The 17,083-nt window shown below is 32.3% G+C and carries 13 protein-coding genes; 3 read left to right on the plus strand and 10 right to left on the minus strand.

Annotation, left to right across the window (positions count from 1 at the left end):
* Positions 1-27 precede the first annotated feature (27 nt).
* The gene (locus V7Q02_RS02915; RefSeq protein WP_373844361.1) at positions 28-2,694 is read left to right on the plus strand and encodes a penicillin-binding transpeptidase domain-containing protein; all 2,667 of its coding nucleotides are present in this window, start codon (positions 28-30) and stop codon (positions 2,692-2,694) included.
* Positions 2,695-2,882: 188 nt separating this feature from the next.
* Here the strand turns inward: V7Q02_RS02915 and V7Q02_RS02920 are convergent, their stop codons facing one another.
* The 3 genes from V7Q02_RS02920 to V7Q02_RS02930 all read right to left on the minus strand — a co-directional run bounded on the left by V7Q02_RS02920 (position 2,883) and on the right by V7Q02_RS02930 (position 7,891).
* Entirely contained in the window at positions 2,883-5,933 is a 3,051-nt protein-coding gene (locus V7Q02_RS02920) for an efflux RND transporter permease subunit (protein ID WP_333859473.1), read from the minus strand.
* 13 nt (positions 5,934-5,946) lie between these two features.
* Entirely contained in the window at positions 5,947-7,221 is a 1,275-nt protein-coding gene (locus V7Q02_RS02925; protein ID WP_333859474.1) for an efflux RND transporter periplasmic adaptor subunit, read from the minus strand.
* Positions 7,222-7,333: 112 nt separating this feature from the next.
* On the minus strand, positions 7,334-7,891 hold the full coding sequence (locus V7Q02_RS02930; protein ID WP_333859475.1) for a TetR/AcrR family transcriptional regulator: 558 nt from the start codon (positions 7,889-7,891) through the stop codon (positions 7,334-7,336).
* Between the two features lie 332 nt (positions 7,892-8,223).
* Here V7Q02_RS02930 and V7Q02_RS02935 point away from each other — a divergent pair, with 332 nt between their 5' ends.
* On the plus strand, positions 8,224-9,237 hold the full coding sequence (locus V7Q02_RS02935) for a polysaccharide deacetylase family protein (protein WP_333859476.1): 1,014 nt from the start codon (positions 8,224-8,226) through the stop codon (positions 9,235-9,237).
* A gap of 201 nt (positions 9,238-9,438) precedes the next feature.
* On the opposite strand, the gene ilvB is transcribed toward V7Q02_RS02935, so the two are convergent.
* The 7 genes from ilvB to V7Q02_RS02970 form a co-directional block, all read right to left on the minus strand.
* Positions 9,439-11,157 carry a biosynthetic-type acetolactate synthase large subunit gene (ilvB, locus tag V7Q02_RS02940; protein WP_333859572.1) on the minus strand — a complete coding sequence of 573 codons (1,719 nt, stop codon included), beginning with the start codon at positions 11,155-11,157 and terminating at the stop codon, positions 9,439-9,441.
* An 88-nt stretch (positions 11,158-11,245) separates the two neighbouring features.
* Positions 11,246-11,827 (minus strand): TetR/AcrR family transcriptional regulator, encoded by a 582-nt coding sequence (locus tag V7Q02_RS02945; RefSeq protein ID WP_333859477.1) that lies wholly within the window; start codon positions 11,825-11,827, stop codon positions 11,246-11,248.
* A 95-nt stretch (positions 11,828-11,922) separates the two neighbouring features.
* Complete coding sequence (locus V7Q02_RS02950) at positions 11,923-12,795, minus strand: DMT family transporter (RefSeq protein WP_333859478.1); 873 nt, start codon at positions 12,793-12,795, stop codon at positions 11,923-11,925.
* Between the two features lie 390 nt (positions 12,796-13,185).
* Positions 13,186-14,415, minus strand: coding sequence for an ABC transporter permease (locus V7Q02_RS02955; protein ID WP_333859479.1), 1,230 nt, complete (start codon positions 14,413-14,415; stop codon positions 13,186-13,188).
* A gap of 1 nt (position 14,416) precedes the next feature.
* Positions 14,417-15,304 carry an ABC transporter ATP-binding protein gene (locus V7Q02_RS02960; RefSeq protein ID WP_333859480.1) on the minus strand — a complete coding sequence of 296 codons (888 nt, stop codon included), beginning with the start codon at positions 15,302-15,304 and terminating at the stop codon, positions 14,417-14,419.
* Complete coding sequence (locus tag V7Q02_RS02965; RefSeq protein ID WP_333859481.1) at positions 15,294-16,094, minus strand: hypothetical protein; 801 nt, start codon at positions 16,092-16,094, stop codon at positions 15,294-15,296. Before V7Q02_RS02965 ends, V7Q02_RS02960 begins: the two co-directional genes overlap by 11 nt.
* The gene (locus tag V7Q02_RS02970; protein WP_333859482.1) at positions 16,091-16,612 is read right to left on the minus strand and encodes an RNA polymerase sigma factor; all 522 of its coding nucleotides are present in this window, start codon (positions 16,610-16,612) and stop codon (positions 16,091-16,093) included. Before V7Q02_RS02970 ends, V7Q02_RS02965 begins: the two co-directional genes overlap by 4 nt.
* A 174-nt stretch (positions 16,613-16,786) precedes the next feature.
* Here V7Q02_RS02970 and V7Q02_RS02975 point away from each other — a divergent pair, with 174 nt between their 5' ends.
* A complete protein-coding gene (locus V7Q02_RS02975; protein ID WP_333859483.1) occupies positions 16,787-17,056 on the plus strand; it encodes a hypothetical protein in 270 nt (89 codons plus the stop codon).
* Positions 17,057-17,083: the final 27 nt, after the last annotated feature.

Consider the following 17,083-nt stretch of genomic DNA (forward strand, 5'->3'; position numbering starts at 1 on the left):
ATTATTTAATAAGTGGAGATGATATTTGTGAAAAATAAAAAACATTTTAACACCACAAGGTATACTGTTATTATGATAATTATGCTATTAATCTTTTCAGCCATGGCTGGAAGACTTTTTTTCCTTCAGGTAGTAAAGAGTAAACAATACGTAGAGCAATCAAACAGCAAGGCTATAAGAGAAATCCCGGAAGCTGCCCCAAGAGGTGACATATTAGACTGCAAAGGAAATAAACTGGCTACAAGTGCACTAGGGTATATGCTTGTATATAATCAGACAGATGAAAGTGACAAAACATTTTTTTCCACTATGGACAAGGTATTTAAAATATTGGATGAAAGTGGTGAAAGCCAACAAGACGATTTCGAAATTAAAATAAATCCCTTTAAATTTGAATTTAGAAGTGAGGATGAAAATGTGAGAAATGCCCTGGAAATAAGATTTAAAAAAGACAGGGGATTAAATGAGTCCATAGAGAAAAAAATCAAAAGTAAAAATAAAGATATTTCAGATGATGATTTAGAAACCTCAGTTAATAAAGAACTTTTAAAGATATCTGCAGAGGATACCTTTAAAGTACTCCTGAAAGAATATGAAATTCCAAATGGATATTCACTGGAGGAACAGAGAAGATTCATGATTATAAGGGATACATTAAAGATGCAGCGCTTTTCAGGTTATAAGCCTGCAACTATTGCAAATAATATAAGCAAAGATACTGCCTTTAAGTTTTTGCAGATATTAAATGGACTTCCAGGGGTAGACGTAAATACCCAGCCTATAAGGTCATACCCAAATAAAGATCTGGGTTCTGCTTTTTTGGGGTATATATCAAAAATAGCATCCAATTATGAAAAATATAAGGACAAGGGCTACGATATAAACAGTGATTATGTGGGTCAAGGGGGACTTGAGGCAGCTTTTGAAGACAGACTAAAAGGCTCCAAGGGCGGAAGAATAGTAAAACTCAATAAAAATGGAAGGGTACTTGAGGAACTTGGCAGCCGCGATTCCTATCCAGGACAAACCCTGCAGCTTACCATAGACAAGGATGTACAGGCAGCTGCAGAAACTTCATTGGATAAGAGAATGGAAGAATTAAGGCAAAATGCCTATTCTTATGAAAGAGCTGATACCACAAATGCAACCAGAGGAGCCGCCGTGGTAATTGATGTAAATACAGGTGGCATAATAGCCCTTGTCAGCAGACCGGGATACGATCCAAATGATTTTGCAGTCCCTGGAAAACTTACTGCAGAGGCATACAATCAATATTTTAATCCCAATCTAGAGGAATTTGGAAGAGAATATATAAGGGCAAGAAACATTACAGCCAATTACCCCGGGAAAGCCGAGGATGAGGTATTAGATATACTTTTTCCCGTTGATAAAAGCATAAAAAACAATACTGCCATAAGGCAGGATCTATATGACATATATCCAAAACCCTTTTATAATTATGCCACTCAATCTCTAATACCTCCAGGCTCCACATTTAAACCCATCACTGCCATTGCAGGACTGGAAAGCGGTGTTATAACCCCTGATTTTAGCTATTACGATAATGGTACTTATAATCAGGGAGGAAGAACTGCAGAATTTAAAGTGGATGGAGCCAATTATTGGGTAAACCTTACAACTGCCATACAAAAATCCAGTAATCCTTATTTTATGGAGGTAGCAAGACTTATTAGAGAAGCTTTTGGAGACGATACCCTAGCTAAATACGCCTGGAAATTCGGCCTTGGCATACCTTCAGGTAGTGAAGAAAAACCCTCTACAGGTATAGAGATTTCAGAAAATTATGGTCAGGTATATAATACTGTATTCAATGAAAATACCTTTGCAAGAAATTACCTTGCAAACACCATGTCAGTGCTTAAAAATGGAATAGATGACAGGGGAAGCAGCATAGTCAAAATAGACTTGTATGATAATGAAAGTGATTCTGAGGGAATTAAATCACTGAAAAATGAAGTAAAAAATTTAATAAAAGATTCTATAAAGGGTGGAAAAAGTGCCTTTGATAAAGAAAAGTACAAAGAATTATTTTTAAAACTCACCTCAGAAGATCCAAATAATAAAAAAGATATAAGTAACAAGGATATGGACAATTTGATTCAATCCATATACTACATAACCGTTTCAGATGCCAATGCCCAGCTGGACGTACCCGCCAACATAGAAAATGCAGCTATAGGACAAGGTTTAAACCAGTTCACCCCCCTTCAGATAGCAAACTATATTGCAACCTTAGCAAATGGAGGAACCAGATATAAACTTCACCTGGTGGATAAATTTTTAGATTCTGATGGCAATGTCATTGAACAGATTAAACCTGAAGTTCTTGAGAATACAGAAGTTAAGGCTGAAAATATAGAGGCAGTTAAAGCCGGCATGGAAGCAGTTAATGAAAAAGGTACTGCATCTAAAGCCTTTGCAGATTTCCCTATAAAAACTGCAGGAAAGACAGGTACTGCAACCCTGGTAAGCCAGGAACATCAAACTCAAATTGGAAGAACGGACTATGCAGAGTATGTAGGTTATGCACCACTGGATAAACCCCAAATAGCTGTATATGTAGTGGTATTTGACGGAGGTATGGGATCTGGTTCTGCCTATGTAGCAAAAGATATCTATTCTGCATATTTCAGCAAGCAATTAAATTCTGGCACCAGTTCCGTAAATAATTAAATTAAATACTGCAGAATATTAACTTTAATTTACCATATTAAGCAGTAACGTACCCAAGTTTGTGTAAAACAAATCAAGGTACGTTATTTTAATGTATGGGCAGCTTAAGCAGCTTCTTTAAAGCCTTCTTCCTCTTTTTAATAAGCAAACCCCAGCTGATCTTTTGAATCACTTCACATAAATTGACACTATTTACTCCCCTTATTTGCTAATCTATATTCTAATTTAGTATTAATTAGAGAATATACTACCGGAACAACAATAAATGTTAAAAAAGTAGCTGTCAAAAGTCCACACATCATAGAAACTGACATAGGCCCAAATAATGCACTTCCTGAAAAGGCCAATGGTATAAGTGCTGTAATAGTGGCCGTAGAACTCAATATTATAGGTCTAAATCTCTGACTTACAGCATATATGCAGGCATCATCTATAGAAAGTCCTTCTTCTCTGCCATTATTTATATATTCAATAAGAAGTATTGCATTTCTTATAACCACTCCAATCAGACTTATTATACCCATAAAAGCCGTAAGTGACAGGTTCATTCCAAAAGCATGAAGTCCTATTGAAACTCCTATAAGTGACAGCGGCAAAGAACACATTATTATAAGTGGTTGTACAAATGATTTAAATTGGATAAACAACAGCACATATATTATTAATAAAATAAGTACACCTGCTATACCAAGACTTGTAAAATAGTTACTTATCTGTGCTTTTTCACCATCATATATAACCTTAACCGGATCTAAATTCATTTTGTCTATTTTTTGCTTCAGTGCATTTTCTATGTTAACAGAATTATATCCGCTTTTAACATCACTATAAATGGTTATAGTCCTATCTTCTTTATAATGAGTTATTTTATCTATTTCTGAATTAAGCTTGATAGATGCTGCTTCATATAACGGTACCTTTTTATTTGTAACACTTGATTTAATATATAAATTTTTCAAGTCTCCCACAGATAAAATATTCGTTTTAACCATAATATCATATTCATTACCACTTTTTCTATAAGTGGAAGCCTTATAGCCTTTCAGTGCAATATTAATCTGCTGCAGAATATCTGATTTTAATAATCCAAGTTGTGCTGCTCTATCTTCATCTATGTCTACTTCATATTCATAAGTCTTTTTAGCTACATCATCTCTTACATTCATAGTACCAGACATATTTTTTAACTGACGTTCTATTTTTTCCGAAGCATTTTGCATCTGATCTAAATCTTCCCCTGTAAGTCTCAAACGTATTGGAGCCCCTATAGGCATGGCTTCTTCAAGTTGTTTTACCGTGGCCGTACCTCCAGAAATATTATTATCCAATTGATTCTGTATGTATTCCACCAGTTCTTGCCTTGTTTTAAACTTTTTGGTCTTATTCAAATTTACTTTTACCATAATTTGGGCTGTATCGTCGGCTGGTGCAACTGTAGGCAAGGTTACATAAAATTTAGGCATACCTCCGCCTACTGCTGAAGTATATCTTGTAACTTCTTTTTGCCGTTTTAACATGTTTTCTATTTGATTTACTAATTTACTTGTACTTTTTATATCTGCAACTTTTTCATTGGAAACATCTATATATATAATATCTTTATCTACATATGGAAAAAGCTGCATCCCAAGTGTTTTAATCAAAAGCAACGCCACTGCAAAAACTCCCAATGCTGACCCAATAATAGTTTTCTTATGCTTAAGTCCATATTTTAAAAGACCTTCAAACATCATACGAATTGGATTTTTTCCTCTACTCTCCTTGCTTTTTCTAAAAAATAAAGAAGACATAGCTGGCGTTACAAACAATGCACACAAATAAGAGCATATCACACATATTATAACAACTTGAGGCAGACTTTTTATAAATTTACCAACTACTCCCGATATAGAAAGCAAAGGTAAAAAAGCTCCTACAATAATTAAAGTGGAAGTAAATACTGGTATAAAAAGTTTTTTTATGCCTGCAAAGGCCGCTTCATCCCTTTTCATTCCATTATCTATTCCAACTTGTATTACATCACCTATTACAATAGCATCATCAACCAGTATCCCAAGAGCTATAATAAGTGCTGTAGTAGACATCTGCTCAACTTTGATGCCAAGGGCATACATAATAATAAAATTCATACATATTGATATAGGTATAACTGTAGACACTACCATAGAATTTCTAAAACCCATACCTATAAGTACAGTTACAATTACAAGTATTATTCCATCCCTAAGATTTTTCATAAAAAATGATACAGAATCATTTACATCTTTAGGCTGAAAAGTAACCTCGTCTATCTTTAAGTCACCTGGCATTCCCTTTTTTATTGTATCTAATTTTTCCTTTATATTATTTCCTATTGGAATTATATTTTTATTTTTCTGAAAATATGTTGTAAGCAACACCGCATTTTGACCATTATCAATGAATTTATAGGTAGAATCATCATCATAATCCATGTATACTTTTGCTATATCCTTAATTCTTACCATTTCGCCGGTACTGCTTGAAACCCCTACTACAGTATTTTCTATATCATGCAGCGAACTAAACATTCCAGGAGTATTCACCTTTATTTTACCTGTAGCTAAATTTAAAGACCCTGATGGTATATCTACATTTTGTGCACTTAATACAGTACATATATCCTTTATGGATATTTCATACTTATTTATCTTTTTCCAATCTACCTGTATATTTACCTGCCTGTCCTGTTTACCTTTAACATCTATTCTAGAAATTCCATCAATATCACGAATTTGCTTTTTTATATCATCAGCATAATCTCCTAACTGTTGATAAGAATAGTTGTTGCCTGATATACTTATTATACTTCCAGCTGTTTCTGTAAGATTAGTGTTAATTTCACTATCGCTACACCCTGCTGGAAGGTCAGATTTTAAATCTTTTATCTTATCCCTCAAATCCCTCCATGCTTTTTCTTCATCGGCGTCATTATTCAAATAAAGTATAACTATTGATGCATTACTTTCAGAGTAAGATTCTACATAATCACATCCATCAACTTCTTCAACTTTTTGTTCAACCTTTTTAGTGACCAATTTTTCTATATCACTAGGTGAAGCACCTGCATAAACTGTGGTAATCATAGCTGCCGGAGATTCAATATCTGGAGTTTCCTGTTTTGAAATACCCCTGTAACAATAAAATCCACTAACTATAATTATAGCAACTAGAAATAATACAATTTTCTTATTTTTTATAGCTACTTTAATTAATCCCATATTACCTTCTCCTTTATTTAACTATAACCTTATATCCCGATTTTAGATTTTTCATTCCTTCAATTACAAGTTTATCTCCATCTTTTAAGCCCTCTACTGATACTCTATCTTCATCAGTAGTATCACCTAAAGTTATATTTTTCTTAACAGCATGTCCATTTTCAATTACATACACATAATCTTCTCCATCATTTAAAATTGAACTAATGGGAATAGATATAGCATTTGACTCACCCATGTCTATGTAAACCACGGCAGTTTCGCCCACATAATATTTACTATTATCTATAGGAGTAGAGAGTTTAATTTCAGTACTATAGGTTCCAGAAGTACTATCTGCCAATTGGACTATATTTATAATCTGTCCCTGAGCCCTATCATCTCCAATATCCACTTGTGCCTTTGTGCCTACATTAACTTTTTTTACATCATCATCTGAAAGTCCTACTGTAATGACTTGATTTTCACTTCTAAACAATATAACAGGATTACCAGCCTGCTGCATCTCACCTTCTTTACCCAATATGTCAACAACATACCCATCCATATCTGCAATCATAGAGGCATCGTTCAGCAGGCTTTCTTTCGAATCATAATCCGCTTTTGCAGTATTTAATTGTTCTAAAGCTGTTTGCTTGTCTTCTTCTCTTGATCCATTTTGGAGCTGCTGTAGAGTTTGTTTTGCACTATTTAATGCACTCTGGGTACTATCTAATTGAAGCTTCACATCATTTAGCTGTTGATTTGAAATACTTCCAGATTCATTTAATTTAAGATATTTATTATACAAATCTTCATAATAGTTATAGTTATCCTGTGCATTTTGTACAGCTATTTCAGCCTTATTTATATCTTCCTGTTGTGCTCCATTCAATACCTTATTATATTGTGCTGAAGCTGTATCCATTTGAGATTTGGCAGCCTGCACTGCAAAGTTTAAATCTGTTTTATCGAGTTCTGCTAATTTTTTACCTTTTTTAACGTGTTCACCTTTTGATACATATATCTTTGATATCTTAGCTGAACTCTTAAAAGACAATTTTCTAACTTCACTACCTCCTGTTAATCCTTCATATTGCAGTGTCATAGGAAAACTTCCACTTTTAACTTCCATTATTTTTACCGGATATTTTCTAACACTGCTTTCATTTGTTTTATCCTGAGATGAAAACACAAAATATATTATACACAAAGCCATAATTGTAACAGCTAAGGATGTAAATAAAATCTTTTTTTTCTTAGCTGCATTGACTATTTTTTTTATTGTGCAAATAATTTTTTCTGACAATCTATATACCCCCCGTATAATAAATTTGATACATATTATATTTTTAATTTTTATTTAGTCTACAATTTCTTCATTAATAAATAAATGTTTATTTATTAATGAAGAAAAAAATTTATTTCAATGCATTAATACATATTTTTGCTATTCTTTCAGCCTCCTCTTCTGTAAATTTTTTATCATTTTCCAGTTCTAATGAAAATGCTAAGTATCTAAATGGAATGGTAAAAGATACAACTAATACTTCCATAGTAGTTATGCCAGACTTAATTTCACCTGTTTTTTTACCCAACTCAATACACTTTTGAGCCAGATTTAAAACGCCACTAAATCTATTGAATTTTTCCTTTGCTGGTATCCTTAAATCCATTATTACTGAAGCAGTAAATTTAGCTAGCATTGGTTCCTCGTTTGCACTCATAAATAATTTTCTTATTGTTTTATATCCAGCTTCATACATAGTATTAGAAGAATTAATATCTGATATAAAATTGTCAATTATTATACTCATTTTTGAATCCACTAATTCTTGTACTAACTCCTCTTTGCTATTATAATATCTATATAAATATCCAGGTGAAACTCCTGCTTTTTCACAAATTAAAGCAATTGACACTCCTGAGTAACCATAATCTATTATACATTCCATTATTGCTCTCTTAATATTATCCATCTTTTTAGGATCTACAATTCTAGCTATTTTACATCACCATCCTACAATATAATGTTAAAATAAATGTTATATTTATTTTTCTCATATGTCAACCTAATATTAGAATGTTATGAAAATTATTCACTAAAATAAAAAATATCTCATCTAAAAAATTAAACTTCCACTAAATAACCCATAATATCCATAAAAAATCCTTTTTTATTTTGAAATGGATAAAATAGTTTATATTTTTGTTATAATTTAGTTAGGTAAAATTAAGAAATATGTTGTAATATAAATTATAAAAAGGGTTTTATACAAATTTTGTTTTTATAGGGATAGGAGATACTAAAATGACTAGAATAAATAAAAGAAATAAACGTATCAAAATTTTAAGGAATAGATGTTTGTTTTTTATCTGTATAATTTTAACTTTTACTATATCTTTCAAAACTTACAATTATTTTTATGCCTCTAAAATAAAAAATAATAAAGTAATATCTGCAACAGAATTAACCAGGGATAAAACTTATAAAGCTGAGCCCCTTAAAGAAAATAATAAAAATGACAATGTAGAAGATACAAATGTAATTAAAAATAATGATACAAATAACAATAAGGATACTTCCTCTGATAACAAAAAAAATGATGATAGAAAAAATGTGTCCTCTATCGGCAAAGAGTATACTTATGATGCACAAAAAGTAAAAGATATACTGGACAATAAATTTCAAAGTGATGGTGAAAAAATAGCATTTCTTACTTTTGACGATGGTCCATCTACTTCTGTAACGCCACAAATACTAAATACATTAAAAAATTATGACGTAAAAGCTACCTTCTTTTTAGTAGGACAAAACATAGAAGCAAGTGAAAAAAGCAAAGAACTGGTAAAACAAATCTTTGAAGAAGGACATGCTATCGGAAATCATACCTATTCTCATAATATGAGGAAATTATATCCTGGAAATACACTAGATGTAAGTTATCTTATGGGAGAAGTTGAACAAACTGATACCGACATAAGAAATATTGTTGGACAAGACTTCAATACAAGAATATTGAGACTTCCAGGAGGATATATGTCAAGGGTATATTATAATGATCCTAATTTAAATGAATTAAATGAAAGATTGAAAGAAAAAAATATGTACAGTATAGACTGGAATGCCTATGATTTTGATGCAGAAGGCAGATGGAAAAATTCAGAAGAACTACTGCAGCATGTAAAAGAAAGTGTGGGAACACAAGAAAAGGTAATTATATTAATGCATGATACCTACGGTAAAGAAGAAACTGCCAGGGCACTACCTCAAATTATAGAATATTTAAAATCTGAAGGATATGCATTTAAGACAATTGCATAAAGCTACCCTCTTAAATAAATAGGGTTTTGGTTTCTCCCAAAGCCCTTAATTTAAGTATGTTACAAAAATTTTATCCCCTTGGAGCATACATAATTATTAATACCCTATATCACTAGTATTTCATATCACTATAATAACATTTACTTTATTACTTCAATTTTACCATATTTTATATTTCAACAAGATTGTGTTATTTAATACTCATTCTATTATCATTTCACTGAGAGAGTTTCCAGGAGGGACAATTGGCAGCACATTTTCTTCTCGCCCAATGACAAATTCAATAACAGTAGGAATAGTTGTACTCTTCTTAGCAGTATTAAAAGCATCTTCAATTTCTTCTGTCCTTGTAACACGAATTCCAATTGCCCCATAACTTTCTGCCAGCTTGACAAAATCCGGTGTGTACTTTGGACAACCTTTATTGGGATTATTACACTCCCTACTACAATGTTTTCGATATTGTAAACAGGTACTTGAGTATCTCTTATTAAAAAACATTTCTTGCCATTGTCGCACATTGCCTAAATACCCGTTGTTTAAAATGCAAATAATCAATGGAATTTCATAAACAATTGCTGTAGCCATTTCCTGAATATTCATCTGCATACCGCCATCACCAGAAATAACAATTACATCTTTATCAGGATTTCCTATTTTGGCTCCTAGTGCAGCTGGAAATCCATATCCCATTGTACCTAGTCCCCCAGAAGTTAACATCTTTTTATTTTCATCCAATTCTAAAAATTGTGTAGTCCAAAGTTGATTTTGTCCAACATCAGTGACAACAATGGCATTACTAAATATTTTATTTATCTTATCAATAATAACTTCCGGTGTCATTCCCTGGCATTTCATATGAATAGGATAATTTCTTTTCCATTGGTTTATCTCTTCTCTCCACTTTAAAATATCTAAAGTAACTGCTTCATCAAGCATCATAGTAATAGCTTCTTTTGCATCAGCAACTATTGGAATATCTGCTTTAACATTCCTTGAAATTGAAATTGGATTGATATCCACATGAATAATAATAGCATTTTTAGCAAATTCACTAACTTTACCGGTAATACGGTCGTTGAATCTTGTCCCTATAGAAAACAGTACATCACACTGACTGATTGCTGTATTGGATGCATAGCTACCATGAATACCTATATTGCCTATATAAAGAGGATGATAAGTTGGAATAGCACCCTTACCCATAATAGTTGTTATAACTGGAACTCCAGTAGATTCTGCAAGCTTTTTCATTTCTTCTTTGGCATTGGCAATGTTTACTCCCCCGCCAATTAAAAATACGGGTTTTTGGGCACATTTCAAAGTTTCCATGGCTTTTTTTATGTTTTCTACTTGAATGTTATCATCATAATTATGACTTACAATTTCAATTTTATCTGGATACTCATCACTGCCATAAGCACATTGGATATCTTTAGGTAAATCAACTACAACCACACCTGGTTTACCTGTACGAGCTATATAAAAAGCTTTTTTAATAACTCTACCCAAATCATCTCTATTACGGACAGTTATTGAATATTTAGTTATGCTCTTTGTAATGTCAACTATATCTACTTCTTGAAAAGCATCTTTTCCAATCAAACTTATTGGTACTTGTCCGGTAAAACACACCAATGGAACACTATCATAATTAGCTGTTGCAATTCCTGTTACAATATTTGTGGCACCAGGGCCACTAGTTACCAAACATACGCCAATTTTACCAGTAGAACGTGCATAGCCATCTGCAGCATGAACCAGTCCTTGTTCATGACGAGGTAAAATCACTTCAATATCTTTTTCAGCGTATAAGACATCAAATAAATCTATTACCTGACCACCAGGATAACCAAATAAAATATTCACCTTTTCTTTACGTAATGCTTTTACAAATAATTCAGCACCTGTTATTTTCATATATATTGACCTCCTTTTTATTGCATGTACTTGCTTGCATGAAAAGATATTTTTTATGGTACTATACTGAATAGTTAGTACCATAAAATTAATTTCTTATTTGAATACCATTCACAAATAATTCCACACTTTTTTTTATGTATTCTTGTTGTTTTATTTTTGAAAGTTTATCTTGAAAAGATGCTTTTAAAAATGTAAAACCAAATGTTGCTGAAAAAATAGTCAGAGCCAGACATTTAAAATCCGTTTTTTTAATCTTTCCCTTTTCACACATTTTTTTTAAATATTCTGTCAATGAGTTAATAAAGACTTCTGGTATTTTTATAATCATAGATGCAGTTTCCTCATAAATTTGAGGTGCCCTTAGTCCTATAGAAAGCCTTACAAAATCTGATGTCACCCTTTCTAAATATCTTTCCATAAACATTTGTAAATCCGTTTTTAATTCCCATGTTACATTGGAAAATATATCAGGAGTTACATTTGGATAATTTTCTTTTTCTTTCATGGCACAAAGTACAATATCTTTTTTTGTTTTAAATTTTCTAAAAATAGTACATTCATTTACTTGTGCCAGATTTGCAATATCCTTAGTAGTAGTCGCAACATAGCCCTTATCTTTAATAAGAGACATTGCTGCATTCATAATTTTTTGTTTAGTTTCGTCCAATATTTTCCCTCCATGCTAGTACTTGCTTATAGTATATGATAAATCTTTTCTATAACCGTTGTCAAGAAGATTAATATATAATTTCTCTTCCCATACTATTCATACCTAGAATACATATATACCCCTCCAATAACAATTATACTTCCTATAATTTGTGAAGTTCCTGGAATTTCCCCATAGATAAATACCGCAAGTATAGAAGCAAACACCGGTTCTAATAATTTAGCCGAAGACACAAAAGAAGGACTTAGATATTTAAGACACCAGCTAAATACACTGTGCCCCAGTAATGTACAGGAAATGCCCAGCAAAAGTCCCAAAATGATTTCTCGGATTCCATATCCATAAATTGGCGTATGGCTTATAAAGTCAAATATCATAAGTGTAATAAAACATGCACTATAGGTTACAAATGTATACACTGTTGTACTTAAGTGAGTTCTTTGTTTTCTCCCGATTAACGTATACACTGCAACCATAACAGCTGCAAACAGTGCCAGGGCATCTCCATACAATACATTTTTTCCGCCGCCATAGTCATTTGCTGCAATTACTACACTTCCTAAAAAAGTAATTACAATTGCAAGTACTCCTTTTTTATTTATTCTACCTTTAAATACAAGTACAAATCCAAGGGCGGAAAAAATAACTTCTGTACTTACAAGCACTGTGGAACTGGCTACTGATGTAAATTTCAAAGATTCAAACCACAGGGAAAAATGAATTGCAAGGAAGAATCCACTTAGTATATTCCACAATATATCCTCTCTTTTTAGAGTTAAAATTTCACCCTTAAACTTTATTCCTATTACTGGAATAAGAATAAGAACTGTCCAACCCAAACGGTAAGTGGCTATAACCAAACTAGGAGCATTTGAATATTTTATAAATATGGATGAAAAAGATACTCCAAGTACTCCCACCAATAAAAGTAATTTAGGATTAATTCTAGTTAATTGTTTCTCCAAGGTTTCTTCTCTCCTAATCAAGTGATTCTTAGGCTCAGATGGAGTTTACTTATAAGGAATACGAATCGTAATCTGAACCTTAGAAGAACTTATCCAGGGGCGCAGCAGTGCTTATTCCCCACTTTGAAGAAGATTGGGGTGTTAGCAATGGGTAGCCTTCGGATAAAATAGCTTTCTATGATACCTTAACCTACCATAGAAAGCCTTATTTAATAATAAAAATTATTTTAACATTTAAAGTATTCTTTTTCTACTCTATACAAAGCTTGTTTTTATTTTATTATAATCTTTTTCAATAACAAATCCATTTTTCCCCTTCTCATATTCCCAGGTCTAAATTACACTAGTTTTCTCATTTATTTCTTCTTGAGAATCCTGCACAAAATAATTCTAAGCTGATTCATGGCTGCAGTAGGATAAAATTGAGAGAGTTATGAATAATGGAATAGAAACTATTGATGCTCCAATTATTACATAAGGTGACCAGAAGCTAAAAGCTCCTAACTTAAGAAAAGTAAGCCCCACAAGTTCACTCCCAAAGCTATTTCCAATACCCACTCCTCCCGCTGGGAGAATCATTCTAATCCAATTCATAATGTTACTTCCAGAAATAGAAGAGAGTATAAGGGGCAGTATGCAAAATATAATCCCTAATGTAACTGAATTAGCTGTATTCTTACATTTTGAAGATAAAAACAATGTAAAACTTACAACTGCAATAAGTGTAAGCATACCTGCTGCTGCCGTTAATATCTGAGTTTGACCCACATTTAAAGCAGGCAGACAAATACCTTCTACACTTTGAAGTGATGCTTTTAGGCTGTTCCATCCAAATACATTGTTTTCAATGATACTGAATATGGAAATACAGATTGTAAAAATTATGCTGGAAATTAAAACAGCAGAAATCACTTTACATACAGAAAGTTTTAACCTGCCATATTTAGCACACCTCAATATGTTGTCTGCCCCAGTCTGATAATCTGCTGAAAATATTGGGGCAGTAATAAATGTACATATAATTACCAAAAGAAAGATCAATATTATAAGATAGCTTCCAGCATCACTGCTGCCATAACCATACATAAATTTAAAAGGTTTATTCACTTTTTCATACATGGAAAGTGCTTTCTTTTGTGACGTGGGATCCCAAACTCTCATTTTTATCTGTTCCGTATATTTTTTATGGAAATTTACCCCAGCTTCTTCAGGAGAAATTTTACTTAAGTCTCCAGGTGCCTTTGTGGCCGGATCTGCATACACACTTTCCAACTGATATATTATATATTGAACAGGAAGTATTTTTTCATTATATATATTCTGGGGAATATCATCACTATATATACTCCCATATTTTTTAGCAACTTCCTGATAATTTTCAACTGCTTTATGTATTTTATCCTGTGTAATCTCTCCCTGCAGCATTAATTCTTTTTTTGCTTCTATAGCCTTTATTCCAGAGATGTTTATATTTTTTTCATTTTTATCCATATAAGCATAATGGACATAGGATACAGGAAAGTATGCCATAATTCCAGACAACAAAATAGTTGTAAGGATTAAAATCCATGTTGAAGGAGTCTTCAGTACCCTCTTTAGTTCTAAGTAGAAAATACGCATATCAAATATCCCCCTTACTTGTTTCATATTCTGGAAACATCCACAAATATAAATCTTCCAGCCGTGGAACAGCAGCTTTTGAATTAGGTATATCCGGTGTATTTGACAAATATCTTATAGAAAGATTTCCATTTTCCTCATTTAATATATTTACAATACGGGTACTTTTTTCATATGAAAGAAGTTGCCTGGGTAATATTATACTCTCCCATACTTTGCCTTCAATAGTCTTTACAAGTTCTTCAGTAGCTCCTGTGCAAATAATTTCTCCCTCTTTCATAATAGCGTTGCAGGTAGCTATGTATTCCACATCAGAAACAATATGTGTGGAAATTAACACAATTCTATTTTTGGCAAATTCAGAAATAAGTTTACGGAATTTCACCCGTTCTCCTGGATCCAATCCATTGGTTGGCTCATCTAAGATCAAAACTTCAGGATCATTTAAGAGAGCTTGTGCAATACCTACCCGCCTTTTCATTCCCCCTGAAAGTTTAGAAATTTTCTTTTTTCTCACTTCAGTGAGAGTGAGTATCTGAAGCAATTCATCTATCTTTGTTTTTGTATCCCTTTTGGTAAGTCCTTTCAGGGCACTCATATATTCCAAATAATCCATTACTGTAAATTCAGGATAGAACCCAAAGTCCTGGGGCAGATAACCTAAAATATCACCATAGGCTCCTTTCAGTACACTGATTTTCATTCCATCATATAATATATCTCCTGAAGTTGGGGCCATAATGCCAGTAATCATTCTTATCAAAGTAGTCTTTCCTGCACCATTTGCACCAAGAAGCCCCCATACACCAGGAGATATTTTCAAACTCACATTATTAACGGCAGTTTTGTCTTTATATTTTTTAGTCAAATTACAAATTTCAAGTTCCATAGTTATCACTCCAATCTACAAAATAATGGTCACACATTCTTGTGGATTTTGTTATTAATTTATACATTTGAAAAACCAGAATCACTGTAAAGAAAATACTGCAAATAACCCATGCCGTTAAAGACGTATTATAGTAAGCCTGCGGTATCAGCCTGTGGAACAAAAACTGTACAGGCAATATAATTACACAAAAAACTTTACAAATAAACACGCTGTATTGCCCAGGTTTAAAACCCAATACAAAAATACATCCACAGCAGCATATTAAAAATGGCATCAATAAATAGACTGCTATAAAAGCCATAGACATACTTACTCTATTTAACACTATAAGGGCAACTGCAGCCAGAAAAACACTGTCACCAACGGCAATAATGATTAATCTGCTTGATAACAATTTGAATATGGAACAACATGCTAATTCCACTTCATACATTCTGTATTTTCTTGATCTTTGAAGAGCGGATAATCCTGTTACAGCAATAAAAACTGCATAAAAGCAAAGTACCTCTGGAGTATGGCGATTTACAATATATTGGAGATCTCCTTGAAAAACAGTATTCAACAAAAAACACATAAAAGTTAATATTGCTCCTTGATACATCCACACCTTTTTACCTATAAATGAAATTTGACGGCATAAGAATTCACTATAACCTATTCTCTGTGCTGCCCTATAAACTCCATACTCTTTGCACACTAAGTCCACAGTTTCATTCACATGTCTCTGCGAATATATTGGATGTGTATTGAGAGTTCTCTTTAAATCCGAAGATAATTTTTTATTCACAAATTTTTTTCTCCCTTTCTAATATTTTTTTTAATCTGTTTAAGTGCCCCTCTCAAACGGGATTGTACAGTGCGAAGAGGGATATTTTCTATTTCTGCAATTTCCCTCATGGATAAATCCTGTGCAAATCTTAATAGTACAATCTCCCTATATTTTTCAGGCAGATTTTCTACCATATGCTTAAGGTCTAAATCAAATTCAGTTTGTAAAAATCCTTTTTCCACATATGTAATATTTTCAGGCAGAGACTCCATTCCTTTCTTTCGCCAGATATCAATACATACATTTGAAGCCACTTTATATATATAAGATTTGAATTTGCCACAATGAATATATTTTCCAAAATAACGAATAGTCTTTAAAAATGTTTCCTGGGTAGCATCTTCTGCTGTCTGAGGATCAGTGGTATGCCAAAGACAATATCGGAATATATCTGGATAATAAAGAGTAATCAGATCTTCTAAAGAAATTGCATGGTCATTTTTTGTTTTTTGTAATATATTACATTCATCACTCAAAATTAATCCTCCTAAATATGCTTCGAAGACTCTTCTATATTATAGAACGTTTATAACTGCCTAAATGATTTAAATATTATCAATAAATTTGTATATACCTTCTTTTTTCCCTAAAGTCTTATAGCATATAATAATTGTAATAATAAAAATCATAAAGGAAGTGACAAAATTACCATGGGTTTGAAGAATATAATAAATGCTCATTATCATTTTGGATTAGTTAGTAAAAGTAAAACACCTACATATTGGGAAGAATGTATTGAAGCCACAAATAAAACCAGAAATTTTGTACTGGAATTATATGCAGCAAGATTTAACGAAGATAATATTTTTAAAAAATTTGAAAAAACTTTTAGAATTGAAGAATATAGATCATCTCAGCCAGATTATGCCTTTGAAATAAATAATCGGGCTATGATTAAATCCATAATTAATAATAAATAGGAAAAGAAGGCACTTTGATTTGTTTTA

This window comes from Clostridium sp. (assembly GCF_036781005.1).
Lineage (GTDB): Bacteria > Bacillota > Clostridia > Clostridiales > Clostridiaceae > Clostridium_B.

What these genes read in the sequence shown, in the direction of transcription:
- V7Q02_RS02960 (WP_333859480.1), bottom strand. Translation starts at nt 15,304, where the DNA reads ATGGAACTTGAAATTTGTAATTTGACTAAAAAATATAAAGACAAAACT.
- V7Q02_RS02930 (WP_333859475.1), bottom strand. Translation starts at nt 7,891, where the DNA reads ATGGATAATATTAAGAGAGCAATAATGGAATGTATAATAGATTATGGT.
- V7Q02_RS02955 (WP_333859479.1), bottom strand. Translation starts at nt 14,415, where the DNA reads ATGCGTATTTTCTACTTAGAACTAAAGAGGGTACTGAAGACTCCTTCA.
- ilvB (WP_333859572.1), bottom strand. Translation starts at nt 11,157, where the DNA reads ATGAAAATAACAGGTGCTGAATTATTTGTAAAAGCATTACGTAAAGAA.
- V7Q02_RS02935 (WP_333859476.1), top strand. Translation starts at nt 8,224, where the DNA reads ATGACTAGAATAAATAAAAGAAATAAACGTATCAAAATTTTAAGGAAT.
- V7Q02_RS02975 (WP_333859483.1), top strand. Translation starts at nt 16,787, where the DNA reads ATGGGTTTGAAGAATATAATAAATGCTCATTATCATTTTGGATTAGTT.
- V7Q02_RS02920 (WP_333859473.1), bottom strand. Translation starts at nt 5,933, where the DNA reads ATGGGATTAATTAAAGTAGCTATAAAAAATAAGAAAATTGTATTATTT.